Below are 23,382 nucleotides of genomic sequence, written 5' to 3' on the forward strand. Positions count from 1 at the left end.
TAACCGTTAGCTTGTAATCCTATTGAGTATCAATAAAAATATTGAAGCTGAATCAAAATTACTTTTAAAACCTCTCTTTCCTACACTAAAAAAGGAATAATCTATTTATTTATTGTATCTTTATCTAAATTAGTGTTCTTTTTTCAAACAAAAAATTACTGATTTTTAGAAACTTTTACTTTACAGGTCCATCATGACAATGTTTGTTTTTTGCAGCATCATCTTGATCTTTTGTATCATAAGAATTAAGTTTTATAAATCTTGCAGGATTTGTTCGAACAGTTTCACCTTTCCCATAAGCATCTAGAACAGTGGCTATCTCTAAATGTAGATGAGGTGCTCTTCCTTTATTTGCAATAGATCCTGAAACACCTGCATATCCCAAAGGAGTTCCTGTATCAACTTCTTTTTTATTTTTCGCATCTTCTTCAGTAAAAAACACGCTATGCAAATGCATATATATGAAAAATACATCATCAGTTTCTTTTATATCAATACCCTTTAACTCATCAGTATATTGAGGAGTATAATTTACTTGCTTTTCTTGTTCGAGCAAGTCTTTAACATTTTGAACTTTTATCCGTATTATCCATCCTGCACTTTCAGAATATTTTACCTGATGAATATTACCTTTTAAACAAGCAAAAACTTTATCTTTTGCAGGGATGGCGAATAAATCAAGTCCTGAATGGTATTTTTTAGTTCCATTAGGATTTCTGCGACACCAACCATAAGTTGCACTTGAAGGTTTTATATTTCCTGACCAATTATATTTTGTGAGTCTCGGGTTTTCTACTGGATCATACCATTTACCATTACCTCCTTTTCTCCATAAGCACTCATTTGTTTTAAAAGTTTTAGAACTTTTATCTTTAAAGAAGCGTTTTTTTTCTTCATGGTTTTTAGTTTTACGATTGTTTATTTTTATATCAACATCATTTCCTACTTTTAGACACACTTCTTTAATTTGTTGATCACTACTAGCCCCATTAGCTTTTCTATTGGCTTCTCTAGCTGCAAAATATCCCATAGATGTAAGAACTGCCAATTCAAGTTCCTTACGAACTTCTTCTGCACCACTATCTGTTAAAATACTTTTTCCCCATAGTTTTTCAATTTTGTTATTTACCATTTTAAAGTTATCTTTAAAAGTTAGTTGTATCAGACCACTTCCTCTAAATCGCCAACCATCTCCAGAAGCTTCATTTCCATTGCCATACCTATTACCATATACAAAATTAGCAATATTTTGATCTCGAGGAGTACTTTTAATTAATTCACTTGCTTTTAGGGATAACTCTTTACTTTTGAAAACATGATTTTCTTTATCACGGAATTCTGCTTTTGGATCTTTATCTGAAACCCATTTCTCTCCCGATTTATCCTTAACCCATTTTCCTTTAAAGAATCTACTAGGAAATTTTTCATACAAATCTTCTTCTGATTTGTAATTCATATTTTCTCCCTTTTTTATATGCAATTTAAATCCTGTTTCGATTGCTACTTGGGCGAAGAAGTGCGCTTTATTCCAACAAGTATCCATTTGTAGCTCTTTCATATATTTTGTATAAGTATCGGCTACAGTTTTTAATCTTTTTTCTTCTACATCTGGGAAAAGTTCTCGTAGTTGTGCTACAGTAACGGGTGCTGTACATCTCGGGCAAGAATGTCCTTCTTCCTCTAGTTCAACTCTTTCAACTTTTCCTATGCCTAAGAGCCCACCAACTTTCACAGTGGCTTTATTTTCTGCTAATTTAGTTAGCTGAGGATAAGAATGTAATATTAAAGAATACCATTCTTTTATATAAGCTCCTTTTTCGTTGCCTTCTTTTCCTTTAATCTTAAATACAGCAATTATATCTTCTTTGATCCATTTGTATTTAGAAGTGTCTAACTCTACTAAAAGCTCTCCTTTATCATTTATTTTTCCCTTAGTAGAATGGAATGGTTCCCCTTTTATGTTATGGGTCTTAATTTCACTCCAAAGTTTCCAAGTTAGTTCATTCTGCGTTGTATTTTTAGGATAATGAAATTTATCTCTTGTAAAAAACAATACTTCAACTTCTCTGTTTTTCATATTAGTTGCATATATCTTTAAATGTGCAACTTTTCCAGATTCTATAAATTTTCGTTTTTCAGTGTCATCTGAATTACAGAAATAGGCTTCTACTATATCCCCTTTATTTGTAATTGTAAGGAGATTATTTTCAAATTCTTCATTTAAAGATTCTTTAAGGAGTTTATTATCAATAGGTTTTACTTTGAAAAATATTTGGAAATCCTTTCTATTTCTGTCTTCCTCCTTTTTCTCTTCCTCTGTTTTTCCTTTAAACACTTTTTTTACTGAGTAATGGAAAGTAAATTCTTTACTACCTACTGGAACTGTTATTTTTTCAGAGGTAAAAATGGGGTTCTTTTTATCTTTAGCATCATATACTTCTACAACAACTTCTTCTCCATCTAACCCTAAATGTTTTATATAAGCATACATTTCTTGGTCATATCCTGCTGTTGCTAAGATATTACCACTACTTCCATCTTTGTCTATCCAATGAGGTGAAGAAATTGTAGGACGGACAATATTAATTTTATTCTTTATTGTTTTTTTATTAATACTACAAGTAACTTCAAACTCACCTTCAACTGAAGGTATAATTATCTTTGTTCTTGGATCTTTTGGGGAGCCGAGCCCCATTCCTTTTATTTGGAAATGTTTCTCAAAAGGTTTATGCTCAATACCATTTTCATCTATATAGCTAAAAGGAATATCCCATTTTAAATTTTTTAGATCTTTATCTGAGAGATCGGGGAATATAGTTTTTGCTGTAAGAGTAAAAGGTTTTCCTACTCTTGGCATTCCCTCTGCTGAAATATCTTTAACTTCATTTTCTGTTATTGTAAGTTTCCAAGTATCTTTTTCATCGGGTTTTGTTAAAGAGTTAGATTTTAAGCTAAAAGCCTCTATATAGTATATCCCTTCTTTATCATTACTAAATTTGTATGTTCTTCCACCTTCTTGTACTACTTTTCCATTAAGAGCCCATTTTATATTGGCAAGATCTTCTGAGTTATCACTAAACCTCATTTTTGTAACATTAATGGTAATTTCTTCATTAGGTCTAATTTCAGAAGCATTATTAGTAGGAGAAATAGATATAACACTATTTAAAGCGCATTTTCCTTTAAGTTTTTCTTGCACTTTTTTTCCTGAAGAGGTTGTGTACTCTACTTGGATAGTATATACAGTTCCTTTATTTTCAGGAACAAAAGTAATGCTATTTCCTTTTTGTGAAAAATCATTTAATATACTTCCTCTTTCATCTAATACTGTCATTTTCAGAGATGAGAGTTCTTCTTCAGTAGGTTCTATGTAAAAATTCGCTTTAAAAGTAAGTGAAGCGTCTTTTTTAAACACCCAATTATTTTTAGTGTCTTTCTCAGCTGTTTCACCTTCTTGCAAACATTTTACAGAGGTTATCGTATTCTCTATTACGCGCAAATTTATAGAGCAATCATCATAAGATTTATACTTCTCAGAATTTTTAGGAGTCCCGAAACCTTCAATACGGAAATCTCCATATTCTTCAAATTTGTGGCTAAATTCAACTCCTATTTGTTGTTTTTCTAATAACTCACTCTTCTTTTCTCCTTTAAAACCTTTGTAAATCATCCAAGAAACCAGATCCGAATTTCCTTTTTTTACAGAAGCTTTAAACGAAACCTCTTCTCCTTTTCGCAAATAAATGAGTGGTATCTTTTTGTCTGACTTCTGAGTTGAGAAAGGGGATCTTCCTGAAATTTTAGTAAGAGTAATGCTGTCTACTGAAGGGAGAGCTGGTTCCTTCTTAGGCATCTCTATAGTGGGGTTTACAGCACTTACTTCCAATGGGGTAGTATTTTCAGAATGTTGCAATAACACGCTGTCTGTTTGTCCGTGTTTCGCAATAGTTATCTTACCTCCTATCATACATTGCAATTCTGAAATTTTAGTAAGTGTATTTTTGTCTAATACTTTTGTACCATCATAAGTTTTGCCCCATTTAGGTGCAAATTGTGGTGAGCAAGGTAAATTCCCAGAAGAAGAAGGTTTTAAAGTACATTTTCCAAAAGTCATCGCAGCTGGAATAAAAGTTTTATCATCTTCTGTTGCTACATATTTATCAGATTGCTCATTAAAGACAATTGTTTTATGAGAAGTTACTTGCAAAGTAGCCTGTTGGTTAGGATTTTCAGCTTTATTACAAATACACTTAGCCCCATTTACCACATAATATTGCCCATCGTGTTCACTCTTTCCTTCTTGTTTTTGTTGTTCGGCAGCGGCTTCTTTCTCTTTTTCTTCTTGCTGTTTTTGCTCTTCCTCTCGTTGTTCTTGTTTTACTTCATCTTTGAATGGTTTTTCCTCATTAAGTTCTCTTACCTCTTCAGAAGAAGGCATCAATAGGGTTATGTTAGGGTGCAACTCATTACCTACCTGACTATTGAAGTCGGCACGCTCATTATGATACTCTTTAAGTTTCATTGGGTCTTTTAAGCCTATTTGTTTAGCTATAGAAACAAAAGTATCTTTACTTTTTACTGTGTATTTTGATTGCTCTTGCATAATCCTTATTTTTTTGTTAGCGTTAGTTTTTGGTCGTATAGAAAAATATTTTCAACTTCAATAGTTACATTGGTTTCTGAATACTTTATTCTTCCTGTTTTGCCTGTATAATCTGTTTGGTGTACAAAGTTAGCATACATTGGTACATTTTCTTGCTCAATTTCTACATAGTATTCTTGTTTATGGATATATGTGATTACTTTATCCATCATCTCTTGTGCATTTGCTATTTTGGGTTCATAATATATTTGGTTGCTTTCTGCTCTTTTTTCTATTGCCCCTTTCCAAAAAGACAATCCTATGGGGAGGATATTCCATTGCAAAGGATAATGAGTATCAGGAGCAAACTTGCGTATGCTAAAGCTCAATGCTTTTACAATATGTAACTGTTTTATGAACTCTCTTAGTTTTTCTTGAGTATCTGTTGCTTTAAAAAAATGTGAGCGGATATGTTCTAATCCTTCTCCTTCATACGTTGCTAAGAGTTCATTATCTACTTGTTTTATTCGTTGTTGTATTTCAGAGATGTTAGTTACAAAAAGCTCATAGTCCTTGCCCTTGCATTTCAGAGGGAAGATGGCTTCCATATATTTATGTGATATAGATAAGAATTTAGTATCTATTTCCTCCCCATTTACTAAAAACTGACTTCTCTCAATCACCACATCATAAGTAGGCTTTTTCTCTGTCTTTACAAAGATATTATAGGTAAGAGTAGTGTTATATTCTTGTTCTCCTATTTTTAATGTAAGTACATCTTCAACGGCATAAGTAGCGGTTGGGAATAAATGAGGTGTATTAATGTAATTATTCATTATAATAAATTATTTTGTCACCTTGTTTATACTTTATATATATAGTATCAGGAGTGTAAAAATCCCCATATTTTTCATAATATCTTATTATTCCTATCTCTTGAATTGAATCATTTTCATATTCTTTTACATCAAAAAGAGCTATGCCTTCCTTTTTTTGATAATTAGATAAAAAATACATACTTGTGGGACCTCCATCATCTTCTATATTTTCTAAAAAATACTTTGTATTTGACGAATATTCATAAATTTGAGCATACCTTACTTTTCTTTCTATCAAATACTTCTTTATTTCTATTTTTAGAATAGAAATATCTTTTGGCAAGTTTTTAATTAAAATCAAATTCATTTCTTTAGAATAAAAAAAAACGGTATTCTTATTCTTGCAAGAAAGAATTAATACTCCTGCCAACAACAATATATAAAAGTAATTTTTTTTCATCTTTTATTCTTTTTCCAATCTTCTATTCTTTCTTTCCTTACTTCCTACTTGTAAACTTTCTGTAAATGTTTTTTCAAATGAAATTTTAGTAATAAAGGGCTTATATCCTCTTAAATGCTGAAGAACCATCCAACATATAAAAACTTCCTTAATAGATGGATAAGCAATAAATTTTTTTTGAATATCTGGAAAATCCAATCCAAAGTGATCCCACAAAATCACTTCATATTTAGCCGAATAAATTATTTCATTTTCAAAAATAATCTCTTTTAAAATAATTTCAGATGCCCAAATGTCATTCAAAGAAATTGTTAATCCTTTTGAAGCTTCCCTTAATCCTTTATTATAAGAATAGGCAGGCTTAGAAAATAGTTTGTTTCTTTCCCCTTTACTTTTATTAAAAAATTTTTGATGCCCAATTTCAAAATAAGGTTCTTTATCTTCTAATATTTGAAGATTTTTTAAATTATTTTTTAGTTGTTCAGCAATATAATCTTCAACTAAAATACAAAAATCTGTTGTATTAGAATGTTCTACTATATGTTTAGTTAGAATTCTGTCTTCATAAATCCCACCTTCATTATTTTTAAATTTATCAATCATTCGATCTAAATTACCTTCTAATTCTCCTTCCGCAAAGTATAATTTTGCTGTTTCTCTAAAATCCCAAAATAAATAGTTGTCATCCCTAAATTTTCCTGTTATTGGAGAGTTCTCTTCATTAAATTTTTTAATATCTTCTCCTGATGAATGATCTTTTTCTATTGTTATACTTTTATCTGTAAAAGGTATTTTTTCTTTCCAATCAAACTTAGCTAGATAACATTCTTCCTTTGAATAAATAGCTTTTTTATTTGCTTTTTTGCTAATCTCCTGAAATTCTTTCACATGATTCGATATTTTTTCCAAAAAAGACTCTTTTTTTTCATTTTTACCAACGACAGTTACTCCTTCTAATTCATTTTCAATATTAGCAAACTGATAATGAGAGTTTATGTCAAACCCTCCTTCTGTATATTCTTTTATGTATTGAGTAATTTCATCTTGTGTGTATATTTGTTTACTCTCGGAATTAGGACGGCCAAAACCATAAGCCATATCTTCAGCTATTCCAGTTCCTTCTGGGTTCAAACCAGGCATCTTATAACGATCTATTACAATCGTTCCTAAACGTAGATAATCTTCCTTATCGAAAGGCAAAGCACAATGTTCTTTTTTTCCTCTGTTATTGTAAGAACAACGAAAATAAAGTTCAAATACTCCATCTTGATCTAATTTTGACCAATTAGCCATTAAATCAGTTGTTAGACGAAATTCTAAAACAACTTTATAGTTTTTATCTACTTTTGCCCATTCATAAGGCTTCTTTGTTTCTTCATACTCCAAAGGAATATGGTCATCATCTTTTTTTACAGTGTCTTTGCCAAAAGCAAATCTATCACAATCATATAGTCCAAAATAAACAACATCCCCCACCTGAGCAAAGTTTTTATTCATTTGAATATGAAAACGAAGTTTTTGCCCATAGATAGCCCTCTTAATGGGCTCATCTCTATGGTTTGTCCACCATCCTTTCATAAAAAAAATACTTGCGGGAGGATTCTTTTTTGAATCTTCTCGCTCTATTTTTTGCCATTTGCCATATTCTACTGCCATAAATAAGTTTTTTGAGTGATGTTATTTTTAAGTTGTTTCTTAGATTTTTTATTTCTAAAGGTTTTTAGATTTTTCTTCTAACTTAGCAAACAATACTTTAATACTTTATCCTGTAGTTGTTTTTTGTATTTTTTTTTGAGAATATCACTCAGTTTTGCTACCTCAGTGTATTTAACCTTTGCATCACTACTTCCCGATAAATTTGCTACTCGTATTATATATGAAAATTTCTCTTTATATTTAGAGTATAGATAAATATCACCAATTTCTTTCTAAAAAAAACAAAATATATAAGACAAATATTAAGAAACTCAAGTTAAATAAGAATTTATTTTTTATGAAATAAAGACAAACACTTAATGTAAAAAACAATATAAAGAATACGTTTGTTATTATATAATTTTTTACAGAACAATAAGACCAAGAATTACAATTTAGTGGATATTTTTGTACATTTGTAGCTATATCGTAAATATCTATTAAGAGAACTACAATAAGAATTAAATAAATTAGTATTATTATATATTGAAATATTTTTATAAATAAATTCATTTCTTTAATATTTTACAAATAGTTTTATTTTTGTACTTTCTTTTCTATATTGTTCTATCTTTCTAAAGAAATCAACATCATTATTTGTCAAATCAATACAACCCGCACTCCCTTCTTCTCTTCCTCCATGTATAGAAAAGTTATTTCTAAGTATTCCATCTATATAAACTTCTGAAGGTTTTATCCATATACGACCTTTTCCCCAGGAATATTCTCCTCCTGGCATAGTTCCTCTTCCAATACGTCCCTTTAGCTTATCAATTTTAGTTCTATTTTCTGAATATTGTATTTCCTGTGGATTGATATAATATTCTCCTTCAGGCAAAGGTCCTTCACTTTTCATTTTTTGTCTTTCTTTGCTATAATCAAATTTTCCATTCTTTAATGCGCGACCTGATACGGCTTTATATGAAAATTTTAGTATTTTGTCTTTTTCTATTACCTTAAATATAAGGAATTTTCCATTGAAGTATAAAGAAAGTGTTTCTTCTAAAACTTTAACTTTTACACTCACCTTCTCCGTAGCTTTTTTCAAAAAAGACATCACAATAATCTCTTTTCCTGTCCATTCTTCTTTTATAGTCAGCTCTAATGTATCGCCTTTTTCTTTTAAAAGTTGCTTTTCTCCGTCAATTTTCATTGCCCATTGTATACGTTTTTTGTCATTTTCAGAGACTTTATCTTGATTATATTTAGTTACTTTGTAAGTTACTTTTTCATAAGGATTAGCACTATTTTTTCCTTCTACTTTTGTTACTAAAAGTTGAGTCTTGTTGTTTTTATCATCACCTTTCCCTTTCCCTAATCCCTGCATCACCACTTTTTTCTGACTAACAAGCTCTAAATCACCATTGGTTGCTTCAATAATTACCTCTTCGGCTTCTTCATAAGAAGAGCCGCTTATAGAGGTATAAGTATCACGAACGGTAATATATATATTATTTGCCTTTTTAAAAATTCCCATAGCTTTACTTTTTAATGTGAACTACCTTGTTCGCCGCTATTAGATTTTACAGATTTTTCACTTTGTAAAATCATATTTTGCTTGGTGCTCACTACGGTTATTTTATCGGAATGAGAGTCGCTCTTCTTAGCTTGTATGCTTCTTTCGTTTTTAGAGATTTCACCTCTTACATTAGAGTCTTCTCGTATATCACCAGAAGCAGATTGAGAAATATCTTTACCTGCTATATCTACCATATTCACCCCTGCATTGCTAACAATGTTTAAAGAAGCTGTTGAAAATATGTTTTTATTTGCATTTATATTAATATCTCCGCCCGCTTTGAAAGTAATATCTTTTGGAGCACTTACATTGATATTTCCTTGTCCGTCCATTAGGTAAGTGTTGCCACTGGGGTCTTCTATAAACACACTACCTTCGGCATCATTGAGAATGATTTTAGTACCTGAGCGGGTGTGTATCACTTTCTTGTCGTTGCCTGTTGTGTGGTATTTACTAAACTCCTTACCGTTGTAGTTGCTGCCTATTACATAAGGGCGTTCGGCATTTTGGTCTTCAAAATCAACTAATACTTCTTCGCCTACTTCGGGGATGAAGTAAAAGCCTTTGTCGGCTCCTGCGTGGGGTTGTACTACGCGTATCCAAGGGGTTTGTAATTTCTTGGCTACTTGCCAAATAAATTGTACGCGCACGCGTCCTAAGCCCTTAGGGTCGTTGTTGTCCACTACTCTGGCTATTTGCTGTTCGGCTCTCGGAAGAGCTTCTTCATCGTAATAGTAAGCGATATATACATCAGGAATAGCGATAAACTCGTTGTAGTAGTCTTGACCTGATTGATAGTGTTTGATATCTATCACTCGGTAGGTTTCCATTGGCTTGCGATTGATGTCTTTGAGTTTTACAAAGCCTCCGATGCGCACGTGTGGGTTGCGACTTTTGCCTCGCACTTGCATCAGCTGTTCACGGCTTTCTTTCTCTCGGCGTACTACATCTTTTAAATAATCACCTCTGAACTGTTCGGGTATGGCTACATAGGGCATCTCGGGTACTTTGGTAAAGACTTTGTTTGAGGCTTTGATAGCAGCAAACTGAAAAGGATTCACTTTGTCCTGCACTCGTACCTCTTGAGTCTTTTTTTGTTCTGTACCTGCTGTTTCGGCATCATAGGACAAATAGGTGAAGTTTTGAGGCTTGATCATTAGTTCAAACTCTACATCGATCATATCATCTCCTTCAAAAAGCTCTACTGTGTTCTGTGCTTCGTTGCTAAAAATGAGCTGGGTGCCATTGTAGTAGAAAAACTCGCCATAACGACGGGCTAACCTACTGATAAAGCGATAATCGGATTCTTTGTATTGTACCGCATAAGGAATTTTATACTTGGTATTGATCATTCCTTCGGTATTTACCTTGGCTTCTTGTGGATATTCAGTCGTGGCTTCAGCAATGATTTCAGGAAGGGTTTTGTTCTCATACGACTGACAGTCTTTGCCATTTTCTAAAATGATACTTGGTGCATAGCCAGAGATATAGAGCCTGCCGTGTCCGCCTCCTTCGTCTTTGCGGTTACGAATATTGGCTATAATGCCTTTGAATGACTGTACAATGTTTCCGCGATGATGGAAATGAATGGTTATATTCTCTCCCAGAAGATTTTTGGAGTTTTTCATCACTTGCCCTGTGAAGTCGTCGATAGCTGTATCGTTTACTACGATGGTAAATTCGTCGTGGGCATTGGTGTGTTGGGAAAGTTGTAAAGAAAAAGTAGCTCTATCTAAAAAACCTTCTCCTTTGAGGGAAAGGGTAATCATCACTACAGGATTATCTTTATCTTTCAAAAAATCTTGAAAACTTTTCACCGAAGCAAATTTTGCAAAGGTTTTGGGGTCGTTTACACGACCTGGGACTGATGAGGTGTTGTTATTATTATTTTTCATTGCTAGTTAGCTTTTGTATTGCTGCGGACAAATGTACGGAAGTTTTTTTGAAAAAACAAGTTTTTGAATAAAAAATCTTTTGAATTTTAGGAGATTAGGAGTTTACAAATAAATGAGTTTCTGTACTTTTCCTTTGTTATCAAAAGAGAATTCTTTGGCTATTTTTGTGCGTTTGATAACTTGGAGTGTTACTTTAGGGGTGAGCTTTAGCATTTTTTCTCGATAGGAAATATCTCCTATAAAACTTTGTCCGTCATTACTATCTACAATGATAAAGTAACTATCTATATCTGTAGGTTTTGTAAAGTCTTCTAAGCTCCCTGCATAGATAAGGAGTTTTTTATCTCCACTTTGAAACTGATAGGACAAAGAATCGTTGGACAATTTGCGATAATGCGATAGCTCGAAACTCTCTATACTGTCTTTTTCAGGTTCAAAGGCTATATTTTCATACAAGAAAGTGGTTTTATCAAAGCGTTTGATGCCTAAGAATGAAAAAAAGCTCTTTTGGGTAGTTTCTTTTTTAAAGGTAAGGAAGTCACGAGTAACCTGAAAAGTCTTTATTTCTTCAGTTTTGTCGTCTGTAACCGTAAGTTTGTAGGTAGGAAGTTCCACCCAATGGTCGTCTATTTTTAGTTGTACACTTCCTATGGATTGTTCTGAAATGAGGAGACTGATGGTGTGTTTTTGAAAATGGGTATCGGTACGTACCACTACTTTATCGGCATCTCTATCATTCCATTTTTCTGACAGATAGCGGTCTTCATATCGCAGTGTTAGTTTTATTTCAGGTAGTGGCATAGTATTTTTTATTATTTCACCTTGTACCTTCTTAGACATTGTATTAGGGTAATGATATCATCGCTTTGTTTAGGACTTATCAAAAACTCATAATTTTTATAATAGGTATAGATACTGATTTTCGTTAGTTCTTTAAAAATAATTTCATCTATTTCTTTGGCATTTAACTTATGTGCAAAAGCTCCTTCACAATTGATGGGAAATTGATTTTTTAGGGTCATCTTTTCTCCTGAAGCAAAGAACATATCAAAATTTTCTTCTTTTTTCAAGCAAACAGATTCGTCTAATATTTTGACATATAGGAATAAATCTTTTCCTCTTCTGCCAAACTGAAACACTCCATAAGTGAGTGTATCTTTATTAGCACGCAAATATAAAGGTTGTGCACTTGCAAAATGTCTTCCTTTTAGTTTTTTATGACCTTGTACTATCTTGCAATTGATAGTAACAGGCTCTTTGGGGTTCTTTGAGATGATTTGCAAGCTATCTTGCTTTTTTTCTTCTTGAGCAAAAGTGATAGAAGAAAAGCATATAAAACTTATGAATGAAAGTAAATATATTTTTAACATATCCAATTTGTCTTTTATAGTTACTTTATTCCTGTTGGTATAGTTGTTTGCAAACTTCTAAATCTACTTTCATCTTATCATATTCCTCTTTTAAAGTTTTGTTGATAGTACTAAGGCTATCTAAGGTTTTTTGATTGATGGTAAGTTGTTTTATTTGTTTCTTAGCATCAATGAGCTCTTTGTATACCAAGATAGTATTGTTGTACATATTTTTATTTCTAAGAGAGTCTTTAGGGATTTGCTTGTACATATCGGCAAGGATAGAAAGGGCTAATTTTTCGTTGAAAAAATCGTTTTTATAGCCCCCTTGAGGTGTTCCTATAGAATCTACAGCCACTTTTACTTTTTCTAACTGAAAAGAAAAGCTATCTTGAAATTTCATTTCTCGTTGTATACGAGCATTTTCTTGCTTGAGCAAATCATTTTCCTTGAAAGGAAAGTAGATATTGACAACGAGTGCTAAAATTATAACAAATACAGCAAGAGCGAAAAATAACACGAAAAAGCCTAATGCTTTTGTGCGTTCTTTTTGATTTAATATTTCCATATAGGTTTATTTTTTTGTTGTTAATTTCTATTAATCGGCTAAGAAAGTCTTGCTTCTCTCAGGTTGTAGAGAGCTTTTTTCATTTGTAATTTCAGATACGAAAATGCTGCCATCACGTTTCTTACCAATGAAGTCTAAGCGGTTTAGAATAGCAAATAAATCTTCTAAGGTTTTCATAAAACGTTCAACTTTCACCACAGCATCGCTTATTTGATTGTGGTTGTATTCTGTATTGATTACCTCAGAGAAGACTGTTTCAAACTCTCCTTGACTTACGTTGCACCAATCGGCAAAGTAATTGAGCAATTCCTCTTTACCCACTCCTGAACGAGCATCGATAAAGTTCTTAAGCACTCTTGCAAAACCTACTACTGACACTAACATTTCGGCAGGGGTACTATAGAGTGTAAGCCAGCGAAAATGATTGATTTCAGTAGCTAAGTAGTAGAGCATTCTATCGGTCATTTGCTCTATGATAGTAGCTAATTTATTGGTCTGGTTTTTAGTATGTATTTTTTGAGCGATTTGGATAGCATAAATTTCCATCTGACCATAGAAACGGTCGATTTCGTTGTATAACTGCTGTAGTTTTTGATGAGAAGCTACCAGTACACAAGGTGGGATATAAGAACTATCAAGATTGGTATTGCCTCCGCTTACCCATATTTTTCCTACAATGAGATAATGCCCTCCTACACCCATATCTTTTCTAAGTTCCTCTTCCTTCACTAAAGAAAGGTAGTATTCAGGCTCGGTATAAGGGTCGCGTGGTGGGTTCTCCTCAGGGTCAGGGTCTCCACAAGGGACACGCTTGAATGGATTGACAGAAATACAAGCTAGTAATGCAACCTCATCTTCTTTTATCTCTTTGATAATTTCGGGATAGGAAAAAGAGAGCGTACTCTGTTCCGTGTTAGAACTGATGTCTATTCGAGAGCCATTAGGGGTAATCGCGTGGCATTCTTCTATACGGAGTCGGAGGTTTTTATGGGTGTCTACTGACAGGTTCATTCTCACTGGGTCATTGACGGGTAATAATCCATAGGTAAGCATTGAGGTATGTACCCCTATGGCATCGCGCACCGAATCGATGACGAAGTTTTGAATATCTATAAAATACCTTTTATTGATTTTCATTCCATCAATAAAGTTCACTGGCAAATGGGTGAGTTTTTCTGTCATTGTTATTCTATTTATTTTATATGTGTTGAGTTATTATCTTAAGTAAAGTGGGACTAATAAGCTTGAACTCGTTCATTGTCCTTTTCTTTACTATATTCAAAATCTGTTTCTTGGTCACTATTATTGATTGCGGTGTCGGAAACGAGTGTTCGCATACAAATGATGTAGCTATTCTCTTCTATTCCATTCATATATAGGGTAAACTTAGGGTCTATATATTTAGTGGATTCGTACCATTTAGGTTGTTTGAAGAATACCCAATTATAAAAGCCTTCTTCATTTTGTATCTCGATAGGGGCATCGGAAAAACGCTCGTTGTAATCTTCTACAAAATTGTAGAACAAGCGCCCGAAATCTATTCGGGTAGGCCCTTTGGCACGATATAAAGTGTAGTCTTTATCATTTTCTTCTTTTTTTATCATTAGTGTGAATACTACTAAATCGCGCATCTCATCATCGCTGACTCCTACTAATTCTTTGTAGTTTTCGGGGAATTGCCAAGTGGTGTAGATTTTAGGTGGTATCTTTAGAGAATGATTGAAGCTCGCATTTACTAAAGTAGGTATGAAAAAGACTATAAAATTGCCCATCATTAGGGGCATATAGTACATTCCGTTTAAAAAAGTGTAAATTAACAAAAAAGGCACTGAAGCATATAACACGACTAATAAGGCGAAGAATAGTTCTTTGAACACATCGTCCTCCAATTTGAATTTGTTGAAAAACAAACGATAGAAATAGCAGTGAAACACCCCAAGTGTTAAGGTACAAATTTGATAGAAGACAAATTCACTTAGAGTTTTCCCTTCAAAGAGGCGGCTATATCCTAAAAAGGCAATGACTGCATATACCAATACTGTTAAGAACAGATAGATGTAGATGTTAGTTTTATACTGTTTGAACTCAGGTACTTTCTTTGAGAAAATAATAGTAATGGCTATACACATAGCTACTAAAAATAGCAGTAATACCAATAGTTGCGGGTCGAACAAATTGATGAAGTAATTCTTTAACTCTTTCATATACAAGTGTTATAACCTAAAATAGGGTCGTTGTTTTCTTTTAATTCAAATTGGCTTTCTTCTTCTGAGAGCAATACGTTTAATTGGATTTCCACTTCTAATGGAAAAAAATGCTCACAGAACATTGTGACAAATTTTTCTTTATTGCCCCCAAGAATGTAATCGGTGAAAGCAGAATGCTTTAAAGGGCCTATCTCAAGGGTTAAATGTTTGGTATAATCTTCATAGGCCGTACCTGTGATCATATCTACTCCTAAGTAGATGTCTTCTCCCAAGCAAAAACCTTGTGATTCATCGGAATAAGTAGCAAACTCTTTTTCTTTAATATGTACTTCTTCACCTAAAAGTTTTGAGAGTATTTGCACAGTAAGAGGGATATTGCCTACTATTTTGTAGCTATAAGGTAACAACCTTATGAATTTAGACACTAAAAAAGTAGAAAAATCTTTTGAAATACCCCAAAGTTCATAGAATAATGTAGAAATTTCGTTGGCATTAAGCTCTTTAAAACTATCTTGTTCAAAGGATTCTATTTCTACTCCTAACTTAAAAATCTCATTCTCAAAAGGACTAAAAAAGGTACGAGCAGCTTTTTCTTCTTGCTTCCTTTCTCTGTAATCTTTGAGCATCGTTTCTACTCCCTTACCTTGAGTTTCATTCTTGGTATGGTGAGCAACGCTTTCGGGAAGTACATCATACAAACTATCGCGAGAAAGGCTTACCTCTATCAATTGGGTAGGATCGTAGTTGAAATCAGTAAGTTTTGCACTTAGTACATCGGTGCGATAACCACGTACAAACTGTCCTTGGTGTTTTACTATATATTCGTTGTCAGAGATGATTCCTTTGTCTAACAAATGGTTTAATAGCACTTCTGCCCTTATATCATAAGGTAACCGATTTATCTCATTTATAACTCCTGTTAGGTGTTCCATTTTGATAGTTTTTCAACGTGGCAAATATACAAATAAATTACAAAAGTGCAAATTTTTTGTTTTTTATTTTTTCTCTTTGAGCCTTCCAGCACTTGTATAGCGTTTTTGGAAGTACTCATCATTGAAATCATAGATATTTAATCCTTGTGTGGTACAAGCCAATATCCTGCCATTTCCTAAATACAAACCTACATCGGAAATAGGTTTAAACTTATCATACCTAAAAAACAAAATATCTCCTTCTTTTAAGTAAGTACGCCCTGTGAAAAGCTGTAAATCCTTAGAGCGGAAGATGCCATCGGGAGTCTTAGGAAAAGTTGTTTCATACACTTCACTGAACAAGGCTTGTATAAAGTAAGAAGCATCTGCTCCTTCTTGTTTTTCTAAAGTTTTTTCTTTGTAGGGTGTGCCTATCCACTCGTCTATAAAAGCATAGAGCTTATAGTTGGTAATTTTCTTAGGAGGAACAGCTAAAATAATAGAGTACTTCTCCCTTAAAGCTAATTCCTTATCGGATAGGTTTTCACCCTTGTCATCTACCAAGGTATATTGCTCATTGATTTGTTTCTTTTGGGCTAATACTGCTTTGTAAAAAGCATCGGTAGGGTAATGATAAGGAAGCTCAGCAAGATAACGGCTTGCCGAGCAAGATAGTAGTAAAGCACTACTTATTAAGTAAATAAACTTTCCAAACATAAATAATTCTTAGTTATTTGTTAAAAAAATATACAATTTACCATTCTGCATTATAACGATATTTTTCTTTCTCAGGGCTTAATATCTCTAATTCTATAGTATCTCCCTTGGTTAGGGTCTCTACAAGTTCTGGGTTCTTTCGTTTGAACTCAGAAAGCAGTTCTTTATAGACAAGAACAATTGTATCTTCATAAGTTTTCCCTGTTAGGTCACTCTTTCTTATAGGGTGTTTTGCCAAGGGTATATATTGCTCTAAACTCTTGTATATTCCCACAAATTCAAAAGGTTCAATAGGAATATATCTCTCATATATAATTTCTCTTTCTCCTAAAGGTGATATTTTTATTTCGCCCCATACTTCCCCTTTATCACTACCAATAAAAGATAAATTTCCATATCTATCGTAATCTAACGCATAAGCATAGATATCATCTATTTGTTCTCCTTGAACAAAATAGTTTAGTTTTACTTTTGCAGATGAAAAATAAGGGTTTCTCAATTTTATTTTTTTATTCAAATATAAAGACACTTTCTTGTCGCTATATTTAATAAAATTTACTTCAATAACATTATTACTCAACTCTACTATTTGAATTTTTTTGCTTGTATTACAACCTATAATAAATAGCATTGCAACTATAAATACACATTTATTCATACACACAAAACAATTTTTATAAATTTATAAAAAAACAATCAATTAAAATACCTTCTTCTACTTTTTTGTAAAATATAGTAACCTCATTGTGTCCTCCTTCAAGCTCTTCTATCTTTTTAATTTTACCATTGAACAAACCTTCTAATGTATTATAACTAATTTCTGCAGTTTTATATCCTTTTACCAAAAATGTAGAACGATGAAGTTCTTTTGTGAACTCCATTACTCCCTCGTACTTAGATTTATCTAACTTCTTCTTATCTAACTGTCTACCTTCTTCCATAAATTCTTCCATTGGCGAAAAAACAATATCCAACGTTTTTTTCATCAACGTTAAATGAAGAGCAACAATCCCTATAGCTCTAAATGTAGCTTTTCCGAGACGTTCAAAAGATTTTGAAAATGTAACAACATCTCTTGCAAATGCATTCACATCATTACCTCCTCCTGCTAAATCTACTAAACTAGAAAAATTAAAATATAAACTTGCTGCATTTTTTACGAAATACAAATTCTTAGGAATCGTTAGTTTTCCTCTCATTGCTTCTAACTGATTAATCCCTTTTGTCGTTTCTCCTTTCATAAAAAAACCTTTATTTCGTACTCTCTTAAAGGTTACTAGTTTATTGTTTAGCAATTCTTTATATTCTTTTAAGGTTTTTATATTTCCTTGAATAATATTCCCTTTATTAGTAACTAAAAAACCTTTTTCTAATTTAGCAATGGCCATCTTTTCAGAAATTAGTTTAGATTTTTCTTCTAAAGCAACTGTAGTTCCTACAATCATAAAATCATTTACATAAGTATTTATATTGTTATTTTGTTTATTAGAGGGTTTTATTTTAGTTAATTCATCTAAGAATTTTAATTTATCCTCTGTAGTAGTTAAAGGATTCTTTTCATCTATTACAGAATTATCCAAATAGCTGATTTCATCAATAGTTGTAAAAAGCAAAGGACTACCATCATAAGCATACATTTCTGGCACGCCATAACTATAGCCATTCTCTTCCATTACTGGTTTTATGAATATATTACGTTCATTTTTAACATTTAAGTAATTTTCACTTTTATCTGGAAGGTTAATTGTAATATCTCTTTTATTATATTTCACTTCCCAATAAAGTTCAATCTCATAGCCTGTATCTTCTTCTATGTACTTATTCCAATCAGGTTTCAAAAAGACTTCAAGTAGAGCTTTTCCATTTTTTATAATACATTCTTTAGGGTTTTCTATTTTATCATCCAAATTAAAACTATCAACCCATATAAAAGTATCATATTCATATAATTGTAAGCTAAGTTTATCCCCATCTTGTATAAGTGCTCCCATTATCTCTATATGAAAATACACAGTATCTTCTAAAGAAGCATTTGTGATAACACTTTTTCCTTCTTTATCAGCACTCCACCATCCTTTTATAAAAACACCTTTTTTTATTGTAAAAGGTACTATGGGATTTCTTTTTATTTCCTGCCATTTTCCAAATTCTACTGCCATAATTTATTATTTTTTAATCCAAACAACTTCATTATTTTCCCAGAGTACCTCTATAATATCTCCTTCTTTAAATTCACCTGCTACAAGTTTCTTAGCCAAAGGACGGCGTAATTTGGCACGAATGATACCTTTTAAAGGACGAGCTCCATAGGTGGCATCATAGCCTTGTTCTGCTAAATGTTCTTTTACTTCTTGAGCAATATTGAGTGAGATGTTTATACCCTCTGTTAGGTTCAAAAGCTCTTTTTTCAAATGTATTTCAAAGATTTTTAGAGCATTTTCTTTGCTAATAGGTGCAAAAGGTACTATCTCGGTAAGACGTCCCAAAAATTCTGGTCGGAAATAACGACTCATTATCTCTAAAAGAGTAGATGAGGAAGGAATATTCCCCTCAGTAAAGGATTTGACAATAAAGTCAGAGCCTATATTGGAAGTAAAGAGGATAATGGCATTAGAAAAATCGCCTTCTTTACCCAAACGGTCGTGCAACTTCCCTTCGTCCATTATTTGTAGGAATACATCAAATACAGAGGCGTGGGCTTTTTCTATCTCATCAAAAAGTACGATAGAGTAGGGCTTTTGTCGGATTTTATTCACTAATAAACCACCTTCCTCATAGCCTACATATCCTGGAGGTGCCCCATAGAGTAAGGCTGCCGAGTGCTCTTCTTTGAACTCAGACATATCAAAACGGATAATGGCGTTCTCATCTTGGAAAAGGAATTCGGCTAAAGATTTAGCCAATTCTGTTTTCCCTGTTCCTGTAGGTCCCAAAAAGAAGAAAGAACCTATCGGTTGTCCTGCTTTGCTCAATCCGGAGCGATTTTCGAGTACAGCCTCACTGATAATAGCAATAGCGTGGTCTTGCCCTACTACCCGTTCGGAAAGAATAGCATCCATATCACTCAAACGCTGTTTTTCTTCTTCTTTGAGTTTGCCTATAGGAATATTCGTTTTTTGAGAGATGAGTACGGCTAAATCCCATTCGGTGATGTGAGAACGTTTTTCTTGAGCTACTTTTTCAGCTTCGGTAATAAGTTTGCGTCCATAGCTCAATAGGTTATCAGCAGTTTCAAAAGTAGTAGTTTGTTCTTCTTCTAAAAGGGTAGAGGCATCTAACAAAAAGGGAATGCGTTGTTTGATATCGTTCAATAACCAAGCAGCGTTCTTTTTGCGTTGCTCTTCTGTAAAACCTTGTGTATTGTCCTCCAAGTGAATTATTTGTGTAAGCAAGGCATTTTTTTCTTTTAAGAAAGATGCTCCTGCTGTTTTCACAACTGACATTGTATGGTCTATGAGGTCTATCGCTGAGGCAGGCAGACTTTTCTCTTTTAAATACCTTTTAGAAAGGCGTATGGCTTCCCAAATTGCCTCATCGGTTATGGCTATATGATGGTGGGTCTCATAAGCTGAAAGCGTTTGACGCAACATTCTAAAATGGGTTTCATCATCACTTTCTTGCAATTCTACCTTTTCAAACAAAGGTTCTAAACCTGATTTTTCTATTTTCTTGGTAAATTCATCGATAGTAGAAGTTCCTATGACAGTAAGTCCTTTGGTAAGTTCACTTTTAAGTAGATTTGCCATAGAGGAATCAAAAGAGTTACCTAAAAGTGCGTGTAATTCCTCGATGATAAGTACTGATTTAGGATATTGCTTGAGTTCTTGGGCTATGTTCTTGATACGGTCTTCAATCTCTCCTTTGTAGGAGGCTCCTGCTATGAGAGCTCCCATATCCAATTCAAATACAGCTAAGTTAGACAACACATCGGGGACTTGACCTGCTATAACCTTCTGTACAAAACTATTGATAAGGGTAGTTTTTCCTATACCTGAATCGCCTATGATAAGCACATTTTGTTTGCTAAATCTGCACAGTATTTCGGTAATTTTTTGAGTTTCGGCAACTCTACCAACAGGTATTTCTTTTGAGGCTTTAGCTTTGAGGACATCTTTTTTATTGACACAATATTTTTGCAAAAACCCTTTAGCTGTGGAAGAAAGAGGAGCAGAAGAGAAAGGTTTTTCGGTAGAGGTAGCAGGAAGAGGAGTCGTTTCCAAAAGTTCAGCACGCGTTACAGGATAGGTTTTCATTTGGTCGAAATTAAAAGCTACTCCCTGAGTACTCAATGCTACAAATACATCCCATAAGGAAATTTCCTCTTCATCTAAAATTTCCCGAATAGCTTCTGCTTCAGTGAAGATAGTGTCTATCACTTCATCGGGGTCGCAGGAATAAGTGTTGGTAGCTTTTAGAGCTTCCTCAATGCGCACTTCAGCCCATTCTTCTAAATAGAACACATCGACTCCTTTAGATTCCAAGAGCTTTAAGAGTGGTAAATCTCTGTTGAGAATGGCTTTTAATAAGTGTCCGCCAGAGTAACGAGCGTTCATATTTTCACGAGCTATTTTCTGTGCTATCTCCAATGCTTTAGTAACCTCTGGGGCATAGCTCAATTTCTTTTCTTCCATTGTTTTGTATTTTTTATGATTGTTATTATCCTTTCTTCCAGAATATTTTTCCTTTTACTTTGTAATAAACATATATATTCTGGATACAAGCGTTATTAACGTCCTTTTGCAGGCGCAAATTTTCTATTTTTACTTTCTTTCCAGAAATTTCTTTGCAAAACTGTACAAAGGGTACGATTTTATCATCATTGATAACTACAGGGACTTGGTAGTTCTCACAAAGATAGTCTTTGAAATCATCTTTGGTTTTAGCTTGAGAGGCTACCCCATTGAGAAGCAGGATAAATTGCTCATTAGAGATATCAGGGACTTTTTTTGCAGAAGGAGGTGTGTCCTCTTTTTTAGGAGTTTTAGGAGCTACAGGAATATTGGTAAGCATATCTACCAAGGGGTCTTTCTGTGCTTTACCCATAGGTAGTGAAAAATCACTATGCGGTTGTTCATATACATAACTCTCCATATCTATAGGCTCTTTAGCCACTACGTGTTTAGGGGCTACATAAATGGTTTTGGAGGCTATATGGTCTAAATCGCCATTGACAATAAGGGTTATCTTCTTTTGTCCTACACGTTTGAACTTATAGGTTACAGAATCACCCACAGCATCAGTAGAGGAAGTTTCTCCAAAGCTCCACTCAAATGAGATACCTCCTTGTTTTTGTCCTATGAATTTAGTGGTTTCACCTAAAAAGACCACATCAGGAGCTTTGATGGTAGGCAGGTAGCCTACTTGTTGATTGAGAGAGGTAATGGTAAGCACCTTTTGAGAAGTACAAGAGCCGTTGATAGTAAGAGTTACCACATATTCTCCAGTCTTTTCATAGGTGTGGAAAGTACGCTGTCTAAAATCGGCAGGAGAACCATCGCCAAAATCCCATTTCCACGATTTAGCATTTTTGGTTTTATCACCAAACTCGATGACTTCCTTCACAGCATAGTTATCGGCAAAGACATAGAAGTTAGCCTCCTCGCAATCTACGTGACGAGAGCATTGAAAAATGAATAAGAAAATACCAAGACAAAGGAGTACTCCAAAACTCCAATAGATTTTAGGGTCAAATTTAGGAAAAAAACCAGTAGAATTATAATTCATATATCTTCTTGTTAAAGAAATAATAGTAATTTAGAGGCGCAAATTAGTGATTTTTGACGAAACAACCAACAAAAAAGAAAATATTTTTCAGTTTTTTAGGTAATTAAATTTTAAATTGTTGAATATTAATTAAATGTAAAACAAAGGAATTGAAGTATTTTTTACTTATAGATGTTCTATAAGTACTTTCTTTTAAGATGATTTTTCTGATATTTTTTGTTTTATCTCTGATTATGTGTAATCTAAAAGAATGTTTTTTGAATTTACTAATAAAATACGTACCTTTGCACAATCAAATTAGTAACTTAACATTAACATTTTAATACTTAACAACAATGGTAAAGAAAATATTTTTACTCACCTTTATGGCAATAGGAATGACTGCCTGCTCTAAATCTGACGACACTCCTACGAATAATGGAGATAACAATAAGCTGCTAGGAACTTGGGTAGGTACAGTAGAAGTTATTGCAGAAAAACCTGCACAACAAAGTAAAGTATCAGAACTTTTTAAAAAATCGTATGGAGCTTTATTAGGTAGTCCTGAAAGTAACTATCAAACCTATACTGTTAAGGTAGTTTTTGGCAATGAAAAGAGACTAAAAATCACCGATAAAACGGGGCAGTATTCTTTTCAAGAAATAAAATACTCAACTTTAGGTAACAAAATAGTTGATGATGAGAAAAAGCAACCTTTAGCTACTTATTCTATTGAGAATAACAGATTATTAGCTGAAAACACAGACTTTTTCTATTTAATAACAGATACTAATTTGGATAATTTAACTAATGCTGAAGAATATCTAAAGGAATTTGCACAGTTAGACACAACAGCTCCTGACTACGCTAACAAGCTAATAGAATTGCAATTAAAATATGGTTTAGCCTACAAGTATAAGTACAAGTACAATCTCGTACGCCAATAAATATAGAAACA

The 23,382-nt window shown here is 33.1% G+C and carries 18 protein-coding genes; 1 reads left to right on the plus strand and 17 read right to left on the minus strand.

Annotation, left to right across the window (positions count from 1 at the left end; all coding sequences use genetic code 11):
* Positions 1-175: 175 nt before the first annotated feature.
* The 17 genes from CBG49_RS14550 to CBG49_RS14630 all read right to left on the minus strand — a co-directional run bounded on the left by CBG49_RS14550 (position 176) and on the right by CBG49_RS14630 (position 22,445).
* Entirely contained in the window at positions 176-4,603 is a 4,428-nt protein-coding gene (locus tag CBG49_RS14550) for a PAAR-like protein (RefSeq protein ID WP_088595053.1), read from the minus strand.
* A 5-nt stretch (positions 4,604-4,608) separates the two neighbouring features.
* Positions 4,609-5,418, minus strand: a complete 810-nt coding sequence (locus CBG49_RS14555) for a hypothetical protein (protein ID WP_088595054.1) — start codon at positions 5,416-5,418, stop codon at positions 4,609-4,611.
* Positions 5,411-5,860, minus strand: coding sequence for a hypothetical protein (locus tag CBG49_RS14560; protein ID WP_088595055.1), 450 nt, complete (start codon positions 5,858-5,860; stop codon positions 5,411-5,413). Before CBG49_RS14560 ends, CBG49_RS14555 begins: the two co-directional genes overlap by 8 nt.
* Positions 5,861-5,863: 3 nt before the next feature.
* Positions 5,864-7,516, minus strand: a complete 1,653-nt coding sequence (locus CBG49_RS14565; protein WP_088595056.1) for a DUF3289 family protein — start codon at positions 7,514-7,516, stop codon at positions 5,864-5,866.
* A gap of 556 nt (positions 7,517-8,072) precedes the next feature.
* Positions 8,073-9,032, minus strand: a complete 960-nt coding sequence (locus CBG49_RS14570) for a tlde1 domain-containing protein (protein ID WP_088595057.1) — start codon at positions 9,030-9,032, stop codon at positions 8,073-8,075.
* An 11-nt stretch (positions 9,033-9,043) separates the two neighbouring features.
* Positions 9,044-10,969 carry a type VI secretion system Vgr family protein gene (locus tag CBG49_RS14575; protein WP_088595058.1) on the minus strand — a complete coding sequence of 642 codons (1,926 nt, stop codon included), beginning with the start codon at positions 10,967-10,969 and terminating at the stop codon, positions 9,044-9,046.
* Between the two features lie 102 nt (positions 10,970-11,071).
* Positions 11,072-11,809, minus strand: coding sequence for a hypothetical protein (locus CBG49_RS14580; protein WP_227002883.1), 738 nt, complete (start codon positions 11,807-11,809; stop codon positions 11,072-11,074).
* The gene (locus CBG49_RS14585) at positions 11,782-12,339 is read right to left on the minus strand and encodes a hypothetical protein (RefSeq protein WP_088594451.1); all 558 of its coding nucleotides are present in this window, start codon (positions 12,337-12,339) and stop codon (positions 11,782-11,784) included. Before CBG49_RS14585 ends, CBG49_RS14580 begins: the two co-directional genes overlap by 28 nt.
* A gap of 25 nt (positions 12,340-12,364) precedes the next feature.
* Positions 12,365-12,886 (minus strand): type VI secretion system TssO, encoded by a 522-nt coding sequence (gene tssO, locus CBG49_RS14590; RefSeq protein WP_088594452.1) that lies wholly within the window; start codon positions 12,884-12,886, stop codon positions 12,365-12,367.
* Positions 12,887-12,916: 30 nt separating this feature from the next.
* The gene (locus tag CBG49_RS14595; protein ID WP_016479348.1) at positions 12,917-14,068 is read right to left on the minus strand and encodes a hypothetical protein; all 1,152 of its coding nucleotides are present in this window, start codon (positions 14,066-14,068) and stop codon (positions 12,917-12,919) included.
* A gap of 53 nt (positions 14,069-14,121) precedes the next feature.
* On the minus strand, positions 14,122-15,090 hold the full coding sequence (locus tag CBG49_RS14600; RefSeq protein ID WP_088595059.1) for a TssN family type VI secretion system protein: 969 nt from the start codon (positions 15,088-15,090) through the stop codon (positions 14,122-14,124).
* Positions 15,087-16,025 carry a type VI secretion system baseplate subunit TssG gene (locus CBG49_RS14605; protein ID WP_088595060.1) on the minus strand — a complete coding sequence of 313 codons (939 nt, stop codon included), beginning with the start codon at positions 16,023-16,025 and terminating at the stop codon, positions 15,087-15,089. The genes CBG49_RS14600 and CBG49_RS14605 overlap by 4 nt, the downstream gene beginning before the upstream one ends.
* A 63-nt stretch (positions 16,026-16,088) precedes the next feature.
* Entirely contained in the window at positions 16,089-16,721 is a 633-nt protein-coding gene (locus tag CBG49_RS14610; protein ID WP_016478648.1) for a C40 family peptidase, read from the minus strand.
* Between the two features lie 37 nt (positions 16,722-16,758).
* Positions 16,759-17,379: a hypothetical protein gene (locus CBG49_RS14615; protein WP_157668410.1), complete on the minus strand. Its 621-nt coding sequence runs from the start codon at positions 17,377-17,379 to the stop codon at positions 16,759-16,761.
* A gap of 16 nt (positions 17,380-17,395) precedes the next feature.
* A complete protein-coding gene (locus tag CBG49_RS14620) occupies positions 17,396-18,880 on the minus strand; it encodes a hypothetical protein (RefSeq protein ID WP_088595062.1) in 1,485 nt (494 codons plus the stop codon).
* A 6-nt stretch (positions 18,881-18,886) separates the two neighbouring features.
* Positions 18,887-21,352: an AAA family ATPase gene (locus tag CBG49_RS14625; RefSeq protein WP_088595063.1), complete on the minus strand. Its 2,466-nt coding sequence runs from the start codon at positions 21,350-21,352 to the stop codon at positions 18,887-18,889.
* A gap of 25 nt (positions 21,353-21,377) precedes the next feature.
* Entirely contained in the window at positions 21,378-22,445 is a 1,068-nt protein-coding gene (locus tag CBG49_RS14630) for a PKD domain-containing protein (RefSeq protein WP_088595064.1), read from the minus strand.
* A 335-nt stretch (positions 22,446-22,780) separates the two neighbouring features.
* Here CBG49_RS14630 and CBG49_RS14635 point away from each other — a divergent pair, with 335 nt between their 5' ends.
* Positions 22,781-23,371 (plus strand): hypothetical protein, encoded by a 591-nt coding sequence (locus CBG49_RS14635; protein ID WP_088595065.1) that lies wholly within the window; start codon positions 22,781-22,783, stop codon positions 23,369-23,371.
* The last annotated feature ends 11 nt before the right edge of the window (positions 23,372-23,382 follow it).

It is taken from the genome of Capnocytophaga endodontalis (genome assembly GCF_002209445.1).
Classification (GTDB): domain Bacteria; phylum Bacteroidota; class Bacteroidia; order Flavobacteriales; family Flavobacteriaceae; genus Capnocytophaga; species Capnocytophaga periodontitidis.

What these genes read in the sequence shown, in the direction of transcription:
- CBG49_RS14550 (WP_088595053.1), bottom strand. Translation starts at nt 4,603, where the DNA reads ATGCAAGAGCAATCAAAATACACAGTAAAAAGTAAAGATACTTTTGTT.
- CBG49_RS14555 (WP_088595054.1), bottom strand. Translation starts at nt 5,418, where the DNA reads ATGAATAATTACATTAATACACCTCATTTATTCCCAACCGCTACTTAT.
- CBG49_RS14560 (WP_088595055.1), bottom strand. Translation starts at nt 5,860, where the DNA reads ATGAAAAAAAATTACTTTTATATATTGTTGTTGGCAGGAGTATTAATT.
- CBG49_RS14565 (WP_088595056.1), bottom strand. Translation starts at nt 7,516, where the DNA reads ATGGCAGTAGAATATGGCAAATGGCAAAAAATAGAGCGAGAAGATTCA.
- CBG49_RS14570 (WP_088595057.1), bottom strand. Translation starts at nt 9,032, where the DNA reads ATGGGAATTTTTAAAAAGGCAAATAATATATATATTACCGTTCGTGAT.
- CBG49_RS14575 (WP_088595058.1), bottom strand. Translation starts at nt 10,969, where the DNA reads ATGAAAAATAATAATAACAACACCTCATCAGTCCCAGGTCGTGTAAAC.
- CBG49_RS14580 (WP_227002883.1), bottom strand. Translation starts at nt 11,809, where the DNA reads ATGTCTAAGAAGGTACAAGGTGAAATAATAAAAAATACTATGCCACTA.
- CBG49_RS14585 (WP_088594451.1), bottom strand. Translation starts at nt 12,339, where the DNA reads ATGTTAAAAATATATTTACTTTCATTCATAAGTTTTATATGCTTTTCT.
- tssO (WP_088594452.1), bottom strand. Translation starts at nt 12,886, where the DNA reads ATGGAAATATTAAATCAAAAAGAACGCACAAAAGCATTAGGCTTTTTC.
- CBG49_RS14595 (WP_016479348.1), bottom strand. Translation starts at nt 14,068, where the DNA reads ATGACAGAAAAACTCACCCATTTGCCAGTGAACTTTATTGATGGAATG.
- CBG49_RS14600 (WP_088595059.1), bottom strand. Translation starts at nt 15,090, where the DNA reads ATGAAAGAGTTAAAGAATTACTTCATCAATTTGTTCGACCCGCAACTA.
- CBG49_RS14605 (WP_088595060.1), bottom strand. Translation starts at nt 16,025, where the DNA reads ATGGAACACCTAACAGGAGTTATAAATGAGATAAATCGGTTACCTTAT.
- CBG49_RS14610 (WP_016478648.1), bottom strand. Translation starts at nt 16,721, where the DNA reads ATGTTTGGAAAGTTTATTTACTTAATAAGTAGTGCTTTACTACTATCT.
- CBG49_RS14615 (WP_157668410.1), bottom strand. Translation starts at nt 17,379, where the DNA reads ATGAATAAATGTGTATTTATAGTTGCAATGCTATTTATTATAGGTTGT.
- CBG49_RS14620 (WP_088595062.1), bottom strand. Translation starts at nt 18,880, where the DNA reads ATGGCAGTAGAATTTGGAAAATGGCAGGAAATAAAAAGAAATCCCATA.
- CBG49_RS14625 (WP_088595063.1), bottom strand. Translation starts at nt 21,352, where the DNA reads ATGGAAGAAAAGAAATTGAGCTATGCCCCAGAGGTTACTAAAGCATTG.
- CBG49_RS14630 (WP_088595064.1), bottom strand. Translation starts at nt 22,445, where the DNA reads ATGAATTATAATTCTACTGGTTTTTTTCCTAAATTTGACCCTAAAATC.
- CBG49_RS14635 (WP_088595065.1), top strand. Translation starts at nt 22,781, where the DNA reads ATGGTAAAGAAAATATTTTTACTCACCTTTATGGCAATAGGAATGACT.